Raw genomic sequence first — 22,213 nt, forward strand, 5'->3', positions numbered from 1 at the left:
TTGCTTCTAATATCCTTCACAGCTTTCACTAAAGCTTCGGAAAGCGAAGGATCAAAAGAAGAGCGGTCTGCTTGGACAATATTTGAACATACAGCCCCTCTTCCTTACTTAGACATGAGATACGGTGGCAGAGTTTCAACACACAGCCGCCCGAAGGCGGCTGGGGCCGGTAAAGGCGGCGAGTAGAGGGTTTTGCTGGTTTCAACACACAGCCGCCCGAAGGCGGCTGGAGCCGCGATAGTGATTGCTGACACGGCCAAAACACTGCGTTTCAACACACAGCCGCCCGAAGGCGGCTGAAGACCAAGACACCGTCTACGACGACAGCGACCTGTTTCAACACACAGCCGCCCGAAGGCGGCTGCTTTTTAGCCAAAATGGGCGAATCCATCGCGCCTGTTTCAACACACAGCCGCCCGAAGGCGGCTGAATTAACAATCCATGCTTGCTTGCTTTTAATCCGTGTTTCAACACACAGCCGCCCGAAGGCGGCTGGAAAACATTAGGCCGTCTTCGTCCAAAAGGTTGAGTTTCAACACACAGCCGCCCGAAGGCGGCTGACATTGATGCCGGTTCTGCGCAGTCGGCGTTTGCCGTTTCAACACACAGCCGCCCGAAGGCGGCTGCTCTTGTATTTTTTGTGTGATTTCTTGAGTTTGCGCGGTTTCAACACACAGCCGCCCGAAGGCGGCTGGTCGTTGGTGCAGGTGCGGTTGCCCCAAACGCGGTTTCAACACACAGCCGCCCGAAGGCGGCTGAGCCGCATTTTATGGCTCAGCAGTCCGGTTTAGTGTTTCAACACACAGCCGCCCGAAGGCGGCTGCTTTATCGTCTTCAGCGGTCAGCCACTGCTTGCCGGTTTCAACACACAGCCGCCCGAAGGCGGCTGTTTTCTAATTTCTCGACTTTTTCGGCCAGCTCTTGTTTCAACACACAGCCGCCCGAAGGCGGCTGAATCAACGCCTGCCCTGTTTATGACACAGATGTACTTGTTTCAACACACAGCCGCCCGAAGGCGGCTGCATCATATCTTCCGCGCTGACGGCTTTGATATTGAGTTTCAACACACAGCCGCCCGAAGGCGGCTGGAGTTTAATATGCTCCGACTTATCGCGTCCCTCATTGTTTCAACACACAGCCGCCCGAAGGCGGCTGTTCAGAGGCCGTATGCTGATAAACAAAATTGACAGTTTCAACACACAGCCGCCCGAAGGCGGCTGGAGCGGGTACAACGCTCAATGCTGAACAGGTCAAGGTTTCAACACACAGCCGCCCGAAGGCGGCTGAATAAATCCAAGCGCGCCGTTTCTAGGCCGTCTGTTTCAACACACAGCCGCCCGAAGGCGGCTGATCGGCAGCCTGCGCGGCCAATAAATCGTTAAGCGTTTCAACACACAGCCGCCCGAAGGCGGCTGACTTTGGACTGGCAGTAGATACCATCGGGGGCGTAGTTTCAACACACAGCCGCCCGAAGGCGGCTGCCCAACACTAAAAAGGCAATCGGAATAATATATAGTTTCAACACACAGCCGCCCGAAGGCGGCTGAGAGTTATTTTACCTGAAAGCTACATTTTTTAAAGTTTCAACACACAGCCGCCCGAAGGCGGCTGTAATAAAGTGCCTGTTATTAAATGCCCTCTTATATGTTTCAACACACAGCCGCCCGAAGGCGGCTGATATCAAAGACTTGCATTTCCTGTTTTTTACCCTTTGTTTCAACACACAGCCGCCCGAAGGCGGCTGCTCCGACTTTTGCAGTATCGGCAAATGACGGAACAGGTTTCAACACACAGCCGCCCGAAGGCGGCTGCCATTCTACAATCTCTGGAGTTTTTGAACCGGCGGTTTCAACACACAGCCGCCCGAAGGCGGCTGTTGTCAATTTCCTTAATTGCCGACCCTTGCGATGTTTCAACACACAGCCGCCCGAAGGCGGCTGTGATGACCATGCTGATCCGTCAAGGCATGAGCGCGTTTCAACACACAGCCGCCCGAAGGCGGCTGATTTTTCGACGGCCATACAGACATAAGACATCGGTTTCAACACACAGCCGCCCGAAGGCGGCTGCCTGCGAACAGCTCGACATAACACTCATGTGTCGGTTTCAACACACAGCCGCCCGAAGGCGGCTGCACCATAAGAAACAGGAATCGCAACACCCGCTAGTTTCAACACACAGCCGCCCGAAGGCGGCTGCGTATAATTCACTCAACAGTTAAGCAACGGCAAACGTTTCAACACACAGCCGCCCGAAGGCGGCTGCTCCTTGATTGCAGAACCCTGCGAAGAATAGCAAGTTTCAACACACAGCCGCCCGAAGGCGGCTGCATTTAAAAATTCCTCTATTTAATAAATTTCAAAGTTTCAACACACAGCCGCCCGAAGGCGGCTGAAAAACGCTTCTGCGACTGCTAGGAATCGAATTTGTTTCAACACACAGCCGCCCGAAGGCGGCTGCAGCGAGAAATGCAGGCATTTTTTATCCTTTCATAGTTTCAACACACAGCCGCCCGAAGGCGGCTGATACGTCACCGATACCTTCCGCCATAGTCAAAGCAGTTTCAACACACAGCCGCCCGAAGGCGGCTGCACCACCGCCCCCGGCGCTTGAGCCATTAGGGCTGTTTCAACACACAGCCGCCCGAAGGCGGCTGGAGCTTGTACCAGTTGAACTATTTGGCGATGTTGCTGTTTCAACACACAGCCGCCCGAAGGCGGCTGGTAGTTAGTCTGACATTTCCTTTATGTGATAGCCAGGTTTCAACACACAGCCGCCCGAAGGCGGCTGAATTGTGTCAGTCAAAATCTTTGTCCGAAATTATAGTTTCAACACACAGCCGCCCGAAGGCGGCTGCGGCAGTTGCAAAGGCTAAATTGCAGATAGATGCGCGGTTTCAACACACAGCCGCCCGAAGGCGGCTGAGCCTCTCTTAAAAGCCTTGTTCCATCAGGTTTCGCAGCCCCGATTTCGCTAAGCTCCTAAGAAAAGCGTGAACGCGAGTATAACACAGCCTTTTCCGTTACGCCCGCATTCGCAATATCCTGATTATTAAAGAACAATCCCAATTCGCCAACCCTGCCGCATTTTCATGAGAACCGCAGGTTGGCGATTTACACAATCAACGTATCCTTAAACACATCCACCGCCGGTTTTGCGCCGTGATGTTCTACTTTCCGCCGCCATTTGCTGCCCAGATGGTAAAAGCGCAGGCTGTCAGTTTCAGGGTTGTAGGTTTTCAAAAGTTTGTCCTTTAAAACAACCCACTGATCGGGCGCGATATCGCATTCGAACACCGAATACTGCACGCGCACGCCGTAGTCCAAACACAATTTCGCCACGCGCCGTAGCCTTGCCTGTCCGTCCGCGTCTTCCAACGAAATATCGTAAGTAATCAGCATTAGCATTTTGTATTCCCATATACAGGCTGCTTTAAAGGCCGTCTGAAAATATCCGATCCGTTTTCAGACGGCCTGCAAACCTATCTCATCAAAAACGGCGGGTATTCCGCCAAATCTCCGCGTAAGTGCCGTGCCAACAACATTGCCTGAATATACGGCAGCAGCCCAATTTCCACTTCCTCGCCTAAAAACGGATGAACTATTTTCTCCTGCTTTTTCGCCTGCAAGGCTTGGAACAGCAGCTTACGCGCCTCCGCTTTCAAGCTCACCGCGCCGCTTGCCTCGGTAACAAAATCCTGCGGTTTGATTTGCCCGCGGTTAATCAGCGACAACACCAGCCTGTCTGCCCACCACGCGCGGAATTCTTCCAAAATATCCTGCGCCAAACTGTCGCGCCCCGGGCGGTCGGCGTGCAAAAAGCCCACCTGCGGATCCAGCCCCACACCTTGCAGCGCGCCGCTGATGTCCTTGCCCAACAGACTGTACACAAACGACAACAGCGCATTCACCCCGTCTCTAGGCGGACGGCGGTTGCGTCCGTCAAAAGAAAAACCGCTTTTTTCGCTCAAAAGCTGCCCAAATACGCCGAAATAACGCGCCGCCGCATCGCCCTCAATACCGCGCACCACGTCCAGCTCCGCCACGCCCTTCAACTGCCACAGCGAAATGTTCAAAGCATCGACCGCACTTTGAATCGCCGCATTCTCGCCGTAATTGCGAATCTGCCGCTGAAGCACCCGCTTGCTCGCCTGAATCTTCGCCGCAATGATATTGCGCGCAATCGGCACAGGATTTTGCTCCGACCCCCGATACTGCGCCCGACGCAGTAGCACATTGCCGCTTTGCCGCCCCTGAAGCCGCCCCAAATAACGTCCGTTTTCGGTAAAAAACGCCAAATTCACATTATTTTCACCGCAAAACCCTAACAAAAACGGCGATACCAGCACATTGCCAAAACAGAAAATATGCCCAATAGAATGCACCGGCAACTGCGCCACCTTCTTACGCTCCTGCGCCACCACCAGCGTCTCCCGCTCCTTATGCAGATAGCTGCCTTGGGTGGTGATATACAGCGTGTTTTGCAGTTTGCGCATGGGAAAACTCCTTAGGTTTTGACCGTGCTTTTGGGGTTAAACGGGGGGGCTAGCTAAAAATTAGATTTTATCTTCTGCCGGATCAACTTTATACCAATGCTCACAATTTCTTTTACACTCTAATGCTGGCGTAGTTCTTGTTACCCTTCTTTTCTTGCTACCATCAGAATAACGTATATTCTCCCACTCGATTGGCTTATTATAATATTTCATTTCTCCACCGCACTGTGGACATTGAGAAATACTAATTTTCTCTAGACTTAAACGATGCCCCATACCGCTAATAGCATAATTAAAAACTAATGGGTATCTAGTTTGATACTTAGTAATTCTGCGTAATGTAATGGTGATAAGAAATAATACAGCAATAGCTATTAAAATAAATATATAAGTATTATTTATTTCACTTTGTATTATAGTTTTACCATTTACTAAATATAATATGGGTTTAACTATACAATTATAAATAGGTAATAGCCCTGCTAAAGAAATCAGAAAACTAGCCCATGTCAGCCAAGCCATCGTAATGGGACTTCTCCAAATTGGTTCTGGGGTGTATGTAGCTATTTTCTTTTCATTTATTAAATCTGGTGCATCTTGAGTATGTACATTATGAACATCACCATTAACTATTTGTGTATTCCCATAAAAATTAGCATTTTTAAAATCATTTTTTTGTGTCATGTTTTTCCTTAGATATCTTGGATATCTTGAAACTTCAATAGAATATTATTCAGAATTAAATAATATTAAATATGCCCTGAGGTTAGCAGGTTGGGTAAAACAGCATAACCCAACCTGTATGTATTGAATCTATTCTATAACAACAAGTATACTAATCGTCTTCTAAACCCAGTCTTTCTCTTTCTTCTCGTATTTCCTCTAAATCATCTTCACTAAGCTCTCGTTCAAGGTGATAAAATATTATATTTGCATTATCCAGTATTTCATCAATTTCATCTGAATATCTATCTGCAAAATCACCTTCTTCAAGCTCGTCGATATGTTTCGACAATAAGTCTTGTGGCAAACCGCTTTTTAACCCGAGAAAGTCATCATGAAAAGTATAAACTCGGTCATCATGTCCAATATCCACTAAAATATCTACGACATTCTCTACAGTAGGATTTTCTAACTCTAGTTTTTCACCAACATCAGATAGATTGCTAAATTGATGTTCTATATTTCTTGTCATTTACGACTCCTTAAAATGTGTAATTACAATTGAGCATGATTACTCGTCTTCAGAAATTGCGATTAATTTAGAAGATTCAAGTTAATTAACGTAATAATTTTTTTTCAAATAAAATATTACTCCCCAAACAACCTCTCCACATACCCCACGCTCCTATCCCGTTTCCCCAATAACTCCGGCTGGCAAATCTCCACCAGCGAGCAGGCTTTGCAGCGTTTGCCGTAGTCGGGTGGCGGGGTTTGTCCGCTGTTTAGAAGTTCACGCACGGCAGCGATGGTGGCGAGTGTTTGGGCGCGTAGGTCATCTGAAAACGCGACAGGGACGCGGTGGCGGGTTTGCATATACCACAATGCGCCCTCAGAGACGGTTTGCCCCGTCATTTCTTCTAGGCACAAGCCTTGGGCGCAAAGCTGGATTTCATCCATCGGGTCGGGTTTTGGCTTGCCGCGTTTGTATTCCACGGGTTTCAGACGGCCTGTTTTCGTATCCACTTCCACCAAATCCAATACGCCGCTGATGCCCAGTTTCTCCGCCGACACATGCACCGTCCGCTCAAAGCGTACGCCCTTGCGCGTTTCCGGCTCGCCCGAATCTACCCGCTCATGCAACGCCTTGCCCTGCGCGGTCAAATAATTCTCCGCCCACGCCTGCTCGTTGTGAATCAACGCACATTGACGCGGGCAGAAGGCATAGTGTTGCAAGGCAGAAAGGGGAATCAGGCTAGTGTCCTGATTTTCCCCTTGGGTTTTGGTTAAAAGTGCGGTCATTTTTTTGAACGTTTTTTAAAGCAACTCTTCCACACTCACGCCATTTAAGCCGTCTGAAAGCACGCTGATTTTGTAATCGCCAAAACCGCTCGCTGGCGTACCTGATTCGCCGTTCACGCGTTCGACTTTCACGGCGTCAAACAGTTTATGTGCAGGCTGGCTGCCGAGTGCACTGTCGTGTTTAAAAACAATCAGTTTGCGCGCCGCCATTTCACCACGAGCGGCGGAGCGGTCGTGTTCAAACATCAGCGTCAGGGCTTGCCAGAGTTTGGCTAAGTCGTCGTCTGAAAAACCGGTTTTGGCGGCAAGGTTGGCGGAGATAAAGCCGTGCACGCGGTAGAGCGCGTAAGGGACGATGTATTTGCGCCCCATGGTGCGTTCTTTTTCCAAGTCTTTTTCGTTGGTTACCGCCATGCGGGTGATGGAAACTTCCAGCGGCACAATCGGGTCGATGGATTGGGCGAACGCCAGTTGTACAGGGCCGCGCACTTGTCCGCTGTTGACTTCGGTGGTCATCACGGCGCCGAAGGTGCGGATATCGAAGAAGTTTTTGCACATCCACGCGGTAATGTCGCGGGCTTTGGCTTCGTCTTTGGGCAGTTTTTTGGGTTCAGATTCAATGCCTAGTGCTTCATAAGCGCGTTTGTTTTGCAGGTTTAACACGCTTTTTTCTTTCACGTAGATTTCGTAACCGGCTTCGTTTTCGCTGCTGATTTCGACAAAATTACGGATTTTTCGTTTCAGGCAGACATCGGTTACCAAGCCTTTACTGGATTCGGGATCAAGGCGCGGCATATTGCCCGCATCGGGATCGCCGTTGGGGTTGCCGTTGGTAACATCAAAAAAGTAAACAAATTCATAGCGGTTTTGAATGGCAGACATTTTCTGGCTCCTTAGTTTTCAATGGTTTCAGCGGTTTCTTTTTTAGCAAAATAGCTTTGTTTTTGATGGTAATAGCCGATGGCGAAGCGGCCTTGCTCGTCAATGCTCAAATGGCGCGGAAAGGTTTCGGGCAGTTTGGCAATGATTTTGCCCAAATCTTTATCCAAATTCACCGCCATGCCGGCTTTGTCTTTACGCAAGCGCGATAAATGGTGTTTTGCACCCGACAAAAGGCGCGGAAAAACCGAAAACGGCACGGCAGATGCAGAGCCGTAATAGCGGTCGGCGATACCGGCGTTTAATTCGCCCAACGCCTGATATTGAATGCGCTCCAACACGGCAAACAGCCGCCCTAAAAGATAGGCGCGATTCGGACTTTCATTGTTCAAACTCATAGGAACTCCTTCTTCGATAAAACTTTTTCTAAAACGCCGCTCCAATACGGCTTTCATCATTGCCACGCGCAGGCCGTTCACGTCGCCGTCGGCACGGATTCGGGTAATCAGTTGCGACAGTAAACTCAAAGGGTACGGCGTGCCGCAAATCACGGCGCGAGTCATTTCTCCTGCTAAAACGGGTGAGATATTTTCGCTTTTGCCTAGCACGGCAGTTTGCAATAAGAGTCGCCAAATAGACGGCGGCGTTTTCCATGCGCAAGGCTCAATGGCTAAATCTTGCCAATGCTGCGCCAAATTTTCCGCCAACTGCCCAAAGGTCGTATCCAGCCAAAACCGAACAGAAATCCGCGCGGCATTAGGGGCAAGCCCTAAGATATAAAAACGGGTATTGGGAGAGAGTTCGGGCGCAATTTCTTGCAGCGGGCGACCTTTGTTACTTATTTGTTTCAATACGTTGAAAACTTTGGCGCTTTCTTGTTCATCATCCGGCGGCGTGAACACGTGCGCGAAAAAGCCTTCGGCAGCCTGCGCCGTAGCGCTATCGTCCGCTTCCGCCCAAAAAACCGTGCTGGCGTCGCCGATGGTCAGGCAGTGATTATTTTCGCGGCGCAACAGATAGTTCAGCGCGGTGGTGTAGGCAAAGGCGGATTGTTCGGAAACGGGCGCATTTGCGCCTTGCTCCTTGCCAAAAGAGGCAAAGGCTTCTTTGTTAAACGAGATAATCGAACCGCCGGAGCTTTGCCCGCCAAATACGCCTTTAATCGCCGGATGCAGCCGCGCAATCGGGGCAGTGTCGCCGCTAATCAGGCACAAGCCCTCAAGCGCTTCGTCACTTTTCAGGCAGCCTGCCCACAAGGTTTGCGCAGCTTCACGTTTATGGATAAGTGTGGTCGGTTTTTCAAGAGAAAATGCGATGTTGGCATCGAGCATTTCGGCAGGCAGATTTTCGGTAGCAAAATGTGCAGGCTGCCAGTTTTGCAGAAAACGGCACAAGGCTTGCAAGCCTTCATCTTCGCTGTTTTGCAGTAAATCGAGATGGTATTGCTTAAAGGCATCAAAGGTTTTTTCAGACGACGTAAACGGTTTTTCTTTCGCTTCGGCTTTGTTTTTATTAGCTTCAACGCCAAGCGCATAAGAAGTTTTATCCCACAGAAAAAATGGCTTGGGTGTAGTACCTGGGCGTTTGAAGGATTGAGGCACGCTCATCAGCTTCGGTTGCGGCTTTTTATCAGCTGTCAGATTCGGCACAACGGTTTTCAGACGGCCTTCTTTGTCCAATACCAAAATCCAGCCGATTTTTTCCTCGCTAAAGCCATAAGGCGGCACTTTCGGGTTGCCCATTTCATCGGTTTCCGCTGCCAAACGGCGGTAATAGCGGGCAAGGGACGCAAGAATCATGCTTTCACCTCCTCGGCGTAAAACGGCGGCACATCAATCACGCCGTCTTTCATTTGTGCGCGGAAAAAATGTGGTGTGTTGCCGTGGTCAAAATCAATATCGTGCAGCATCCAGCCCAAATCGCGGCTTGCCTCGCTTTCCAATAATGCCGACGGCGGCAGCGACTCGCCCTCGTCAATCAACGCAAAATCGGCAGGGAATTCACGCACGCCCAAACAAGGCTGCTGAAAGCATTGCCCTTTTTTCGCACGGCGTTTGAACATCTCAATATGCTTGGTAACAGTCTCATCCGCCCCCGCTTTTGCCGTCAGCACCGCATGAGCTTCAATCACATAAGCCACGTCTTTGAGCACCGTCGCCGCGCGCTGCTGGCGGTCGTCTTCAATCAGCGTATATAAATCGGCAACGCTCTTACGCTTCATCGCGCCGCTGACCTTGCCCGCCGAAATCTTGCCACCTAACTCATTGCGCCGCACCGACTCAAACCGAATCGGCTTCAACACATAAATCTTGTCTATCACCCACCGAATCGCCGGCTTCCAATGCACCGCCGCCAAAATCCCGCGCGCCGCCGACGGTGTGATGACATCATAAGACACCCGCTCCACCTTCATCTCCGGACGGGTAAAACAGGCATAATCGCCCCAAATGTGTAGGCGGATTTGGTTTGCCATACAAACTCCTTAACACACAGCCGCCCGAAGGCGGCTGATTTTTTTAATACTGATAACCTATCAGCTTTAGTTTCAATACACGTATTTTAAGAATACGATACTATAAATTATTTTCGATAAACCATATTTAAATGTTAAAAAATAGAAGATTATAATTTAGTTATGTTCTTTCACTTAATATCTTCTGATATTCAGTTTTAATCATTGTTCTAATTTTCTCTGATATATCATTTTCAATATTCTTTCTGCTCGAAGCAGTTGGCTGATTTTCATAGTTAGATCCTGCTATCACAAAAGTAAGTTCAGCATCTTTATCAAATGATAATTTTTTTCTTGACGACGAACTAAAGAAAAAACATATTTTCAAGGTTCCTGAGTTTGAAGCACCAGAATACTTATAGGTTACAAGCATATTATGAATATAGTAATACTTATAATATATTTCATCTGACATTAAAAAGATATCATGTAGCCTATTTCCATCAATTTTCATTAATGTAACTGTGTTATTCATCCAAGAGACTTTAGGATCATTAGGTAGTAGGGTTTTCGAACCTTCCCTACTAATAACTATTTCATTCACATTATCTAATTTTAAATATTCTCCTAATCCACCTGTTAATCTTTTGAAAAACTTAACTCTTTCTATATCTTTAAAACTATCAAAAGTAATTCTCTCTTCTACATCACTGTTAGTAACACCTGATTGTCTTAGTTCTTTCGCGATCGCAATACCAAGCCTACGGTTTATGAGTTCGGTCTCACTAGATGTATGAGTATAAATAGATTCTAAGCTAATTCCATCATTTTGCTTTTCAATAATAATTTCTCCAGAAAAATCAAGCTCTCTATTCAAAAAATCTTTACTAAAATCTTTTCTCTTTATCTCGTATTGAATTTTAGCTTTATTAGCTCCAATAAATGTAAGTTTTGGTTTAGTATTTATTTCAATATTAGGAATATCTTGAAAAATATCAAAATCAGAAGAAAATAAATTTTTTAAAGGTTCTTTCCAATTTGCATCTTCATTAGACAACTCTAATTTTGAAATTTTACTTTTAGGCTTTAAATTTCTTGCAATTGATTTATCAATAATATTAGAGTATTCATTTGATGTTAACAGTGTAGCGACAAGAAGGGGAACAGAAAAAATTTTATCACCATTCCCACAAAATACACCTTTATTTTTTAAGGTATTATTTATTTCACCTTCAGAAATATGTTTGCTATTGAGAAGAACTCGTAATTCATTTCCAGATGGAATCAAACCTTTTAGATCTAATTTATTTTCCATTGTTTACTCCTGAAGCAAATCTAAAATTGAACTATTGTAAGAAAAAGGAATGATCTCTTCTCTTCTATCTTTAAATAAAGAACGAATCATTTTAGCCATATCTTTATTGATGACCGAATTGTAATCAGGAAATCCAATATAAATTTTTGCAACTAAGCCAGCAGAAAAATTTAAAGCATAGGCCATAAGATTTTTATACGCTATATCGCTGAAACTTTCCCTACTATATAAGTAAAATTGATTTTGACTATCTGCTGAAACAATAACTGGTATAATATCTGAAACAATTAACTCTATAGGTAAAAAATGACCTTTTCTATCTGATTCAACTGAAATAGAAGTTCCGATCTTAGGATAATAAAATTGATACTCTCCTTTATTAGATCGTTTTTCTAAATCATTTATTACTTTTAAAAGAAAGCTTGCTCTAGCGCTATCTATAATATAATAGGGGGTATCGCCCTTTAAATCTGGTCTAGACTTTGCAATAATAGGCAAAATGCTTCGATCAATTTCATTTTTATTACTATGTAACCAAATCAGTATCCCAATATCTTTTCGATTCTTTTTGATGGTAGTCAGCCCAATCAATGAATTGAATTCTTCATCATACTTTGCACATGCAATAATTTCCTCAAGCCCTTTAATATGACTCCTGAATTCGCTAGTAACAGCAGACTCACTAGTTCCATATCCTTCCATTTTATGTTTAACAGAAATATGAGCTATAACCGTCGTATCATCATGAAATGGAGTATCATATAAATATATTATATCCTCTCCATGACTTTTCTTTTGATTTCCTGAACTATTTACATGATTATCATCAGAGCATGCAATCGAAATATTATGAATTTGTTCTTTCCACCCTATTTTCTCTAACAATTTTTCAGCAATCTTCTCACCAATATCACCAGATTTTTTTGAAATTTCACCTGCCATATTATTTTCCTTCTTTAATATCAACGATTGCTTTATAACCAAAATCAGTCTTTTGAACTTCAAATGACATAATTTTTGTATTAGGATTTGAAATCACAATTTCTATGCCATCTAATAACGGAATTTTCTTTGATATTACTTTGATATATTTTGATAGTCTTGATTTATCAACTGAAAAATCCACATCTAAATCAACCCCATGTTTAATACCAAATCCATCTACAATAGAATTAATATCTTCTTCACGAAGAAAATTACTAGATATTTTTTTTAACTGATTAATTGAGAATGAATCTTCATTTGCTAAAGATTCTGAAAATTTCAAAATATTTTCTGGATTCGTAATTTTCTTGGAAATTGCAGCACTAATGCCACCGATTATTTGTGTATATTTTTTAGGAGTATTTTTAGGAGTTGCTTTTATAAATGACTCTAACCAATATTTGGTTTTCTTTCCTAAGCTATCAATAATAAAAGTAATATCTTCAATAGATAAAATTACAGCGCCTTTTTGAATAGAATCGATAGCAATACCATCTCGTTTAATAATCTCAATGATTCCATTGTGATTTTCAATATCTAAATAACTGTTTTTGGTCTCAATTCTAAATAAGCCAATAGCCTGAATATATTGTTCAGCATATTTTATTCCAGTAAATAATATTTCAATAAATTCTCCTCCGCCAATATTTGGGTGAGATGAGCAAATATATAAATGTTTTGCTATAGCCAAAGAAGCATTAAAGAAATTTTCATTATCTTCAAATATCAGCGATGTATAATGCTTAACTAAATTAAGATTGATATTAGATTCATGAGTTAGAGTATATTCATTTTCACTCCTTAAAACAGGAAGAAGAAAATGTTTTAATAAAAGTTCATCTAACGCTGAGTGGCTTTCTAGTTCAGCATCTGATAACTGCATACCTTCATCTCTGAACTGATTCCCTATTTTATGAACAATTACTTTTTCAACTTTTGCTTCACTTAAATCAAATTTCTCAGTCATTATCTTATCTCCACCAATCACTCGTAATTTTCATTACGAGTCAATTATCTTCCTACTTTTAGGAGAATGCAATATTTTTTTTCTAAAGCTGTTAAGTTAATCAAAACACCAAACTCTCTCCCTTCAAAAACGCTGTATCCTCCCAAGAAAGCCCCGCCACATCATCATACAAATCAAGTCCAATCAGCGTATAAAACTGTTTGCCGAAGTTTTTCTCGTTAATCGGTTCGATACGTCCCGCTTTATACAAAGCGGCGAGGGCTTTTTCGGGGATTTGGACGGTGTAGGGTTGCAATTTGCGTAGCAGTCCGCCAATGTGGTCGGCGTGGTGCAGGCTGCTAATGAGGTTTTCGGCATCAACATCGAACGGAATAATCAGCGGCTGCATATGGCTTTCGATCATGCGGAACTTGTCGGCGATGGTTTGGAATGGGAAATCGAGGCTTTGCCCTGCATCGTTGTGCATTTTCAGGATTTTTTTATTGTCCAGTTCGCTGCCTTTTAATTGATAAAGCTCGGCGAAGTAGGCGGCGACGGCTTGGGTAGATAAGAGATCGTCTGAAAAGCTGTCGGCGGTCAGACGCATGACGGCTGCTTGGGCTGCAAGTTCTGGAGGGGCTTTCCATTGTTCTTCGGGCGCGAATATCCAGACAAAACTGTTTTCAGACGGCCTTTTGCCTTCGCGGTTGCAGCGTCCGGCGGCTTGGGCGACGCTGTCCAAGCCTGCCTCAGCGCGCATCACCAGCGGAAAATCCACATCAACGCCGGCTTCGATTAAGGAGGTGGCGATAACGCGGCAGGGTTTGCCGTTTTTCAGACGGCCTCGGATTTCATCGAGCTTTTGGCTACGGTGTTTGGCGCACATTAAGGTAGTCAGGTGGAATGTGCCCTCAAGGTATTTGGCTTGGTCGTAGAGGCTGCGGGCGTGGCGGCGGTTATTGACGATGACGAGCATTTGCGGGTGTTCGCCAAGTTTGGCGAGCAGGTCGGCGTCGGTTTGTGTGCCAATGTGTTGCACGCTGGTGCGGCGCAGTTTGTCGAAAAGTGCGGTCGGTTTTGGGGCTATTTCGCGCACGTTTTCAAAGCCGCGATAGAAGCCGTTTTCGGCTTGCACGGCTGGCTGGGTGGCGGTGCACATGACGACGCTGCAGCGGTAGTTTTGCGCCAATTCTTTGATGGCTTGCATGATAGGCAGCAACAGATTGAGCGGCAGCATTTGCGCTTCGTCGAGGATGATGACGGAGCCTGCGATGTTGTGCAGCTTGCGGCAGCGCGAGGAGCGGTCGGCAAAGAGGGATTCAAAGAATTGCACGGCAGTGGTCACGACAATCGGCGCGTCCCAGTTTTCCGAGGCAAGTCGCAATTTGTCTTTGGTGGCCTCATTTTGCAGTTTGCCATCGTCGAAGGTGCTGTGGTGTTCCAACACGGCTTGTTCGCCCAATTCGCCAAAGGCTTTGCGGAATTCAGCGGCATTTTGTTCGATGATGCTGGTGAACGGGATGACGTAAATCACGCGCCGCATACCGTGCCGTTTGGCGTATTCCAGCGCAAATGCCATGGAAGTGAAAGTTTTGCCGCCGCCGGTCGGCACGGTGAGCGTGAACAGCCCTTGCGGTTGTGCCGCTTGTTCTACGGCATGATCGAGAATTTCGCTGCGCAGGCGGTTTAAGGCGGCATTGCGTTTTTCAGCTTCGGTTTGCTCTGAAGCTTGGGCGACACGTCGTCGGAAAGCGTTGATAAATTGATTGAAATTGTGTTGTAAGGCGTTTAAATCGGGATAACCGCCGCGCTCGACGGCGTTGTTTTCTAGGTTTAAATAAAAGGCTTCGGTATCGAGATAATCGGCATCCACTAAACAGGAATAGAGCATTCGGGTAAAGAAGGCGTAGGAGAAAAAAGGATGATGCGCATCGGCTTTGAGTGGTGGGGCGGACAGGTTTTGAGGGAGCTTGATTTCTTGTTGCCATAGGTTATCGAGGGTGGGAATATCTGCGCCGAACTGCAACGCCAAACGCTGTTTTAACGTGCGGCGGTTATCGCCTTCGCCATTTCCATTTGCCAGCCCGGCATGATGCCCCGCAATGCAAAACGCCATCAGCTTGCCGATAACATTTCCCCAACGCTCGATGGCAACTTTGGCTCCGGCAGTAGCATGATCGACTGATGGGCCACCATGCAATCGGTGATTAAAGGGTTCCGAATATTTCCCTAAGTCATGAAGCTGTCCCGTCTGGTAGGCAATTTCCTGCGCCCCGAATACCCGAGCAAACTCCGCCGCTATTTCCCCAACATTGACCAAATGGCTTTGCAAGGTTTGCCAACGTTCATAAGGTAAGAGATTACCGAGTTTATCTTGCGCGGAATGGGCGTAGTAAATTAAGGGTTTCATATTGAAATTCTAAAAAATTCAAACTGATATCATGCAATGATAATATGATATTAAATTTAATATGTAAATAGAAAAAATGCCGTCTGAAACTTTTTCAGACGGCATTGTCATTTATTACCTTTATAACTTACTTCTAATATCCTCCACTGCTTTCACTAAAGCCTCGGAAAGCGAAGGATCAAAAGAAGAGTGGCCTGCTTGGACGATTCTCAATTCCGCTTCTGGGAAGGCTTGCGAGAGTTCCCACGCGCTTTGCATCGGGGTGCATAGGTCGTAGCGGCCTTGGACGATGATGGTTGGGATATGGCGGATTTTGTCGATGTTTGCCAAGATAGCTTTATCGCCCTGCAACCAACCTTCGTTCACGAAGTAATGGTTTTCCATTCTTGCGATGGCAAGGGAGGCTTGCGGGTCTTCATCTACGTCTTTAGGTTCAAACCGAATAAGGTAGCTTTCCCAATCTGCCCATGATTTAGCTGCTTTGAGGCGCGTAGCTTCATCTTCGCTGAACAGCATTTCATGGTAGGCTTTAATTAGGGCTTGGCGTTTGTTTTCGGCTACGGGGGCAATGAATTTTTGCCATTGAGCCGGATAAATTTGGCTTACGCCACCTGCTTCGTTCAACCATGCCATTTCAGACGGCCTGCACAGGAAAATACCGCGCAAAACTAAGCCGCTGACGCGATCGGGATGGGTTTCGGCATAAGTCAGCGACAAGGTGCTGCCCCATGAGCCGCCGAAAACCAGCCATTTTTGAATGCCGAGCATTTCGCGTACTTTTTCAATATCGGCAACCAAATCCCATGTGGTGTTGTCTTCAATACAGGCATACGGTTTAGAGCGTCCGCAACCGCGTTGATCAATGATGACGATGCGGAAATGCTCTGGGTTGAAAAAGCCGCGACAGGCCGGTGATGCGCCTGCTCCGGGGCCGCCATGCAGGAAAATCACGGGGTGGCCATCAGGATTGCCTGACTCTTCCCAGTAGATTTCGTGAATGTCGGATACGCGCAAAAGGCCGCTATTTCGTGGTTCTTGAATCGGATGCATGAGCTTTCTCCTTTGTCTGATGAATAGGTTGATTGTAACACTTTACCTGCTGATTTTTCAGACGGCCTACATAGGTTTATCGCCACAAATGGCGTAAAATAGCACTTTTTTGACAGGATTATTTATGACTGACAACAAACAAACACATGCGGCACCCGAAGGACAACTTTTATTGCGTACGGTAGCCATGCCGCGCGATACCAACCCTAATCAGGATATCTTCGGCGGCTGGATTATGTCGCAAATGGATCTAGGCGGCGGTATTTTGGCGGCAGAAATCGCACAGGGACGAATTGTAACCGTAGCCGTTCAAGAAATGAATTTCATCAGACCGGTAAAGGTCGGCAACGTCGTGTGCTGCTACGGTCATTGTGTCCGCGTAGGCAATACTTCTTTGCAACTGAAAATCGAGGTATGGGTTAAGACTTTGATGAACGATATGGTAACGGAAGACCGCCAACTGGTCACCGAAGCCGTGTTCACTTACGTCGCTATCGATGCACAAGGCAATCCGCGCCCTATTCCTCGCGAAGGCAATGCAAAGCTGGCACATTTGTAAGTTTAAAAATCAAAACAAGGCCGTCTGAAACCTCAATGTTCAGACGGCCTTTTTTCATACAGAAGCAAAATGTAACCAGCAATATGATGATCATGTCTTTAGGCAGATTGGCCGGACGGATTTCCTCCAAAATGCTGCTGCGCAACTGGGTTATCGTCTGCATGGGCAATTTGGTGGGCACACTGGCAATGGCTTTTTTCCTTGGGTACTATGTCGGTATGATTGAAGGCAGCATGGCAGAAAAAACCATTGCTGTGGCGGAGGCAAAAGTCCATATGGATTTCGGCCGCGCTTTTGTATCGGCAGTAGCATGTAACTGGATGGTCTGCATGGGCGCGTGGCTGCATTTTGCCGCTAAAAACACAACCGGACGAATGCTGGCCATTTGGTTCCCCGTCATGATTTTCGTATTAAACGGCTTCCAACACCTTGTCGCCAATATGTTCGTTATCCCAGCGGGTATTCTGGCAGGCGCAAACATCACATGGGGGCAATTTTTCTTTAACATGATTCCCGTATTCTTGGGCAATGTCGTCGGTGGTGCATCCTTTGTCGGCGCGTCTTATCTTTATACTTATAAAGACACGCTGAAAGATAGTGCCGAATAGCCCTGCTTTAGAAACAACAAAACCTGCTTTGAGAAAGCAGGTTTTGTTTCAGACGGCATTGGTATTAAGTTTTAAAATCCATTCGGACACATTATTCAGATAAATCATCCAAACGAAAAAAGAGCCGTTTTTAAAACGACTCTTTCCAATTTTTTGGTCGGAGTGAAAGGATTCGAACCTTCGACCCCTTGCACCCCATGCAAGTGCGCTACCAGACTGCGCCACACTCCGACTCGATAAGCTCTGAATTCTAGTTTCAAACGCTGATTTTGACAAGTGCTTTTTAGAAAGGGAAATTTACTCGTTTGAAAACATTTAAATTATTTGTAAACAAAAAAAGGCCGTCTAAAATCATTCAGACGGCCTTTGATTATCCAGGCAAATATCAAGCTTCAACCGGAATAATACCGATTTTGGCCTGCCATTGTTTTGGCGCAATGGCGTGAACCGATTCACCGTTGCTATCCACCGCAACGGTCACAGGCATGTCTTTGACTTCAAATTCGTAAATCGCTTCCATACCCAATTCTGGGAACGCCAAGACTTTAGATGCTTTAATGGCTTTGGCAACCAGATATGCCGCGCCGCCGACAGCCATCAGGTAAACGGCTTTATTATCGGCAATGGCTTGGCAAGTTGCTGCACCGCGTTCGGATTTACCGATCATACCCAGGAGGCCGGTTTGTTCCAGCATTTGGCGGGTAAACTTATCCATACGGGTGGAAGTAGTCGGACCGGCCGGGCCAACAACTTCGTCACGGACTGGATCAACCGGGCCAACGTAGTAAATCAGTTTGTTGGTGAAATCTACCGGCAATTCTTCGCCTTTGTTGAGCATATCAACCAAACGTTTGTGCGCGGCATCGCGTCCGGTCAGGATTTTACCGTTCAGCAACAACACGTCGCCGGTTTTCCATGTTGCCACTTCTTCTTTGGTCAGATTGTTGACATCGACACGTTTGCCGTTGTCCGGGCTGTAAGTCAAATCCGGCCAGTCTTCCAAAGATGGGGCTTCCAGTTTGGCCGGGCCTGAGCCGTCCAATTCAAATTCGATGTGGCGGGTAGCCGCGCAGTTTGGAATCATGGCAATCGGTTTGGAAGCCGCGTGGGTTGGGTAGTCAAGGATTTTGACATCCAGCACGGTGCTCAAACCGCCCAAACCTTGTGCGCCGATGCCCAAGGCATTTACTTTTTTGTAGAGTTCCAAGCGTAGGGCTTCGGTTGTAGACAATTCTGCACCGGAATCGGCTTTTTCTTTGAGTTCCTGAATATCGATATGGCTCATCAGGCTTTCTTTGGCCATCAACACTGCTTTTTCAGGCGTACCGCCGATGCCGATACCCAAAATGCCCGGAGGACACCAGCCGGCACCCATTTGAGGAACGGTTTTCAATACCCAATCAACGATATTGTCTGAAGGGTTGAGCATGGCAACTTTGGTTTTGTTTTCAGAACCGCCGCCTTTGGCTGCGCAAGTGACTTCGACTTTGTCGCCCTTTACGATTTCCATATGTACAACGGCAGGGGTGTTGTCTTTGGTATTTTGACGTTTACCAGCCGGATCGGCCAATACAGAGGCGCGCAGTTTGTTGTCAGGATAGGTGTATGCACGGCGTACGCCTTCGTTAACCATTTCCTGTACGCTCATCTCGGCATCCCACTGTACATCCATGCCCACTTTCAAGAATACGGTCGCAATACCGGTATCCTGACAAATCGGACGATGGCCTTCAGCACACATACGGCTATTGACCAAAATCTGCGCCATCGCATCTTTGGCGGCAGGGTTTTCTTCTTTTTGATAAGCCTTATACAAAGCCTGAATGTAGTCTTTAGGATGGTAGTAGCTGATGAATTGGAAAGCATCGAAAATACTTTGGATAAAGTCTTCTTGCTTGATGACGGTCATGATTGTGTTCCTTTTCGGGAGTCATGGTAGGAAGGGTTTGTTTATTTTTTAAGAGACCGATTTTTTCAGACGGCCTTCAATAGTGTAATAGTGCTTTCAAATGAATAATTCAGACAATATCATTTTCATACCTTATTGATTTAAATAGAATTTAATATCGTATTAAATCACTTGGTTATTGATAATATATATCCACTGACCATTCACTTACACAGAAATAAAATTACATTATTTTTAAATGATATTCTAATTACAAGTCCGTCTGAAAATGTTTGCTTTAAGTATCTGAGAAAGAAATTTAGTAGCTTGTATTTAAAAGGAAACTACCTAAATTTCAGACGGCCTTTCTTATTTTCCAATACGATACACAATTGTAAAATCTGTGTCATTTTCTCCCTCAATCTTCTTGACTGATATCAAACTCATTTAATTTTCTGAAATTTTATAACAATCTTTTCACTTACTTACCTATAAGAATATTATTCAATATATACAACAATCTATGTAAAATTGTCTAACATATAATAATGATTTTTACTAGTAAATATACGAATATTTTAAAATTTATAATAAAAAAGTAATTTTATTTTACTTTTAAAATCAAGTTGTTGTAATAAATTTGTCTAAATAATAGGCATATTTTGTTTGCAATCCTCCTTCTATAAAACCTTAGGTTACCCCTATCATCAAAACCACTAAATTCTGATACACTTCGACTCATAAAGATAAACATTGATTTTAAAAGAATTTCCGAGTAAATCACTTGGATATTTTCCTCATACGCAATAAATGTAATAAAAATACAATTAATCAAATTACCCACTATTCCAACTTCCAATTTCACAGGAACAAACCATGAGTGAAAATTTGTTAACCCTGACCATAGACGGCCATGAAGTCAAAGCTTCCGCCGACTCGTCAATCATCCAAGCCTATGCCCGTTCAGGCAATGCGATTACTGCCAATGTCGGCTGTATGGGTCAAGGCGTATGCGGTTCCTGCCGCTGCATGATTCGTAAAGAAGGCGAGCGCGAAGTAACCACCGCACTGGCATGCGAGACTAAAGTTGAAGAAGGCATGCATATCAGCTTCTTGGACTACTTTATTCCCGAGCATATCCAATATTACGACGTCGGGGAAATTGGTGACGGCTGGAACTGGTTGGACGATACCGCCAAAGCCTTCCCAGAAGCGCAAAACTGCCGTCATTGCGGCGGCTGCAATCGCGCCTGTCCTAAAGGTTTGCAAGTAGAAAACGGCGTAGCGCAGGTAGTTTCCGGCGATTTCGGCGCAGCTGCGCTGACCTTTGACCAATGCGTGATGTGCAACCTCTGCACCCTCTCCTGCCCAGAACACATCCGTCCGAACCACTTGGGCCTGTTCGCCCGCCGTATGAAAGCGGCGCGTACGTTGCGCCCTGTGGATTTGATGCGCCGCCTACGCGAAATCGACAGCGGCAAAATGAAAGTCGAATTTGAAGAGGAGTCAGTGTAATGGTTAACAAAATCCAAGGCATAGACTACGAAACCGCCCTTGCCAACCTGCGTGCGTCCTCATTGGAGCTGCGTGGCGATTTACCTGAAAAGAACGAATTACTGAGCCAATTTCACCCTGACTATCAGGCAAATGCGCGTGTGAAACTACCTATCGGTCCAAACCAAGGCGATTACTGCCATCCTGATTTGGCGAAACTGCTGATCAGTCATCCACTGATTGACGACTATGATTTGTCGGGCGCGGAACATTTGAACACTGACGTGCTGGTTATTGGCGGCGGCGGTGCGGGCGCGGCAGCGGCATTGTCTGCGACTGAAGCCGGCGCACGCGTCATCATGGCGAACAAACTGCGTATCGGCGACAGCAATACCGTGATGGCCGAAGGCGGCATTCAAGCAGCGGTCGGCGCAGAAGACAGCCTGCAACAACACTTTGACGACACCATCAAAGGCGGCCACAACGTCGGCAAAAAAGAATTGGTGGCACAAATGGTTACCGATGCGCCGTCCGCCATCCGCTGGCTGATTGGCTTGGGCATGACCTTCGACCTTGCCAAAGGCGCGGACAGCAACGGCATGTTGAGCCGCAAACGCGCAGGCGGTACGACCGTACCGCGCATCCTGAGCTACCGCGACTTTACCGGCCTCGAAATGATGCGCGTACTGCGCGAGGCTGTCGAACTCGACGAAAACATCACCCAGCTCAACCGCCACCCCGCCATCGAATTATTGTCGGACGAACACGGCCGCTGCGTCGGCGCGATTTTGTACGATTTGGAAAAACGCTCTTTGGTGTTGGTTCACGCCAAAGCCGTGGTATTGGCAACCGGCGGCAGCGGACGCCTGCATTTGCAGGGTTTTGCCACTTCCAACCACTATGGCGCGACTGCAGACGGCCTGGTAATGGCTTACCGTATCGGTGCCAAACTGCGCGATGTCGATTCTTTCCAATACCACCCGACCGGTGTTGCCCACCCTCCGCACTTGGCAGGCGCGCTGATTTCCGAAGCCGTGCGCTCCGCAGGCACCAAGCTGGTCAACGGTTTGGGCGAACGTTTCGTTGACGAATTGCAACCGCGCGACGTTGTTGCCGCTGCGATTCTGCGCGAATGCCGCGAAGGCCGCGGCGTGGTACGCGATGGTCAAGT

Annotated in this window: 17 protein-coding genes, 1 tRNA gene, 1 pseudogene and 1 CRISPR repeat array; of the genes and pseudogenes, 4 read left to right on the forward strand and 15 right to left on the reverse strand. The window is 46.3% G+C overall.

Annotation, left to right across the window (positions count from 1 at the left end; translation table 11 throughout):
- The first annotated feature begins 132 nt into the window (after window positions 1–132).
- Window positions 133–2,924: direct repeats of the CRISPR family, unit length 31 nt; unit sequence GTTTCAACACACAGCCGCCCGAAGGCGGCTG.
- Between the two features lie 189 nt (window positions 2,925–3,113).
- The 13 genes from cas2 to pip all read right to left on the reverse strand — a co-directional run bounded on the left by cas2 (window position 3,114) and on the right by pip (window position 16,493).
- Window positions 3,114–3,407: a CRISPR-associated endonuclease Cas2 gene (gene cas2 / locus ACTHS3_RS04415; RefSeq protein ID WP_049349119.1), complete on the reverse strand. Its 294-nt coding sequence runs from the start codon at window positions 3,405–3,407 to the stop codon at window positions 3,114–3,116.
- 74 nt (window positions 3,408–3,481) lie between these two features.
- Window positions 3,482–4,495: a type I-C CRISPR-associated endonuclease Cas1c gene (cas1c, locus tag ACTHS3_RS04420; protein ID WP_070625731.1), complete on the reverse strand. Its 1,014-nt coding sequence runs from the start codon at window positions 4,493–4,495 to the stop codon at window positions 3,482–3,484.
- Between the two features lie 60 nt (window positions 4,496–4,555).
- Entirely contained in the window at window positions 4,556–5,179 is a 624-nt protein-coding gene (locus tag ACTHS3_RS04425; RefSeq protein WP_070625733.1) for a hypothetical protein, read from the reverse strand.
- A gap of 151 nt (window positions 5,180–5,330) precedes the next feature.
- On the reverse strand, window positions 5,331–5,690 hold the full coding sequence (locus tag ACTHS3_RS04430) for a hypothetical protein (RefSeq protein WP_070625737.1): 360 nt from the start codon (window positions 5,688–5,690) through the stop codon (window positions 5,331–5,333).
- 116 nt (window positions 5,691–5,806) lie between these two features.
- Entirely contained in the window at window positions 5,807–6,457 is a 651-nt protein-coding gene (cas4, locus tag ACTHS3_RS04435; RefSeq protein WP_070625740.1) for a CRISPR-associated protein Cas4, read from the reverse strand.
- 15 nt (window positions 6,458–6,472) lie between these two features.
- Window positions 6,473–7,339, reverse strand: a complete 867-nt coding sequence (gene cas7c / locus ACTHS3_RS04440) for a type I-C CRISPR-associated protein Cas7/Csd2 (RefSeq protein ID WP_070625742.1) — start codon at window positions 7,337–7,339, stop codon at window positions 6,473–6,475.
- Window positions 7,340–7,350: 11 nt separating this feature from the next.
- The gene (gene cas8c / locus ACTHS3_RS04445; RefSeq protein WP_150540506.1) at window positions 7,351–9,135 is read right to left on the reverse strand and encodes a type I-C CRISPR-associated protein Cas8c/Csd1; all 1,785 of its coding nucleotides are present in this window, start codon (window positions 9,133–9,135) and stop codon (window positions 7,351–7,353) included.
- Window positions 9,132–9,809, reverse strand: a complete 678-nt coding sequence (cas5c, locus tag ACTHS3_RS04450) for a type I-C CRISPR-associated protein Cas5c (protein WP_070625746.1) — start codon at window positions 9,807–9,809, stop codon at window positions 9,132–9,134. Before cas5c ends, cas8c begins: the two co-directional genes overlap by 4 nt.
- 160 nt (window positions 9,810–9,969) lie before the next feature.
- Window positions 9,970–11,103 (reverse strand): GapS4b family protein, encoded by a 1,134-nt coding sequence (gapS4b, locus tag ACTHS3_RS04455; RefSeq protein ID WP_070695385.1) that lies wholly within the window; start codon window positions 11,101–11,103, stop codon window positions 9,970–9,972.
- 3 nt (window positions 11,104–11,106) lie between these two features.
- Window positions 11,107–12,045: a GapS4a family protein gene (gapS4a, locus tag ACTHS3_RS04460; RefSeq protein WP_070625750.1), complete on the reverse strand. Its 939-nt coding sequence runs from the start codon at window positions 12,043–12,045 to the stop codon at window positions 11,107–11,109.
- 1 nt (window position 12,046) lies between these two features.
- Entirely contained in the window at window positions 12,047–13,054 is a 1,008-nt protein-coding gene (locus ACTHS3_RS04465; RefSeq protein ID WP_070695384.1) for a nucleoid-associated protein, read from the reverse strand.
- 100 nt (window positions 13,055–13,154) lie between these two features.
- The gene (locus ACTHS3_RS04470; RefSeq protein ID WP_070695383.1) at window positions 13,155–15,443 is read right to left on the reverse strand and encodes a CRISPR-associated helicase/endonuclease Cas3; all 2,289 of its coding nucleotides are present in this window, start codon (window positions 15,441–15,443) and stop codon (window positions 13,155–13,157) included.
- A 120-nt stretch (window positions 15,444–15,563) separates the two neighbouring features.
- Window positions 15,564–16,493: a prolyl aminopeptidase gene (gene pip, locus ACTHS3_RS04475; protein WP_004520759.1), complete on the reverse strand. Its 930-nt coding sequence runs from the start codon at window positions 16,491–16,493 to the stop codon at window positions 15,564–15,566.
- 124 nt (window positions 16,494–16,617) lie between these two features.
- On the opposite strand from pip, the gene yciA reads away from it, so the two are divergent.
- Both yciA and ACTHS3_RS04485 read left to right on the forward strand, forming a co-directional pair.
- Entirely contained in the window at window positions 16,618–17,052 is a 435-nt protein-coding gene (gene yciA, locus ACTHS3_RS04480) for an acyl-CoA thioester hydrolase YciA (RefSeq protein ID WP_004520760.1), read from the forward strand.
- A gap of 71 nt (window positions 17,053–17,123) precedes the next feature.
- Window positions 17,124–17,660, forward strand: a pseudogene (locus tag ACTHS3_RS04485) (formate/nitrite transporter family protein); the annotation flags it as partial.
- A gap of 154 nt (window positions 17,661–17,814) precedes the next feature.
- On the opposite strand, the gene ACTHS3_RS04490 reads toward ACTHS3_RS04485, so the two are convergent.
- A tRNA-Pro gene (locus ACTHS3_RS04490) sits at window positions 17,815–17,891 on the reverse strand.
- Window positions 17,892–18,045: 154 nt separating this feature from the next.
- On the reverse strand, window positions 18,046–19,569 hold the full coding sequence (locus ACTHS3_RS04495; protein ID WP_003746217.1) for a fumarate hydratase: 1,524 nt from the start codon (window positions 19,567–19,569) through the stop codon (window positions 18,046–18,048).
- Window positions 19,570–20,424: 855 nt separating this feature from the next.
- On the opposite strand from ACTHS3_RS04495, the gene ACTHS3_RS04500 reads away from it, so the two are divergent.
- Together ACTHS3_RS04500 and ACTHS3_RS04505 are read left to right on the forward strand one after the other, a co-directional pair.
- A complete protein-coding gene (locus ACTHS3_RS04500) occupies window positions 20,425–21,063 on the forward strand; it encodes a 2Fe-2S iron-sulfur cluster-binding protein (RefSeq protein ID WP_004520763.1) in 639 nt (212 codons plus the stop codon).
- Window positions 21,063–22,213 (forward strand): FAD-binding protein (locus ACTHS3_RS04505; RefSeq protein WP_440367242.1); only part of this gene is annotated, 1,151 nt, incomplete at its 3' end. The genes ACTHS3_RS04500 and ACTHS3_RS04505, both read left to right, overlap by 1 nt.

This window comes from Neisseria sp. P0009.S007, assembly GCF_051962515.1.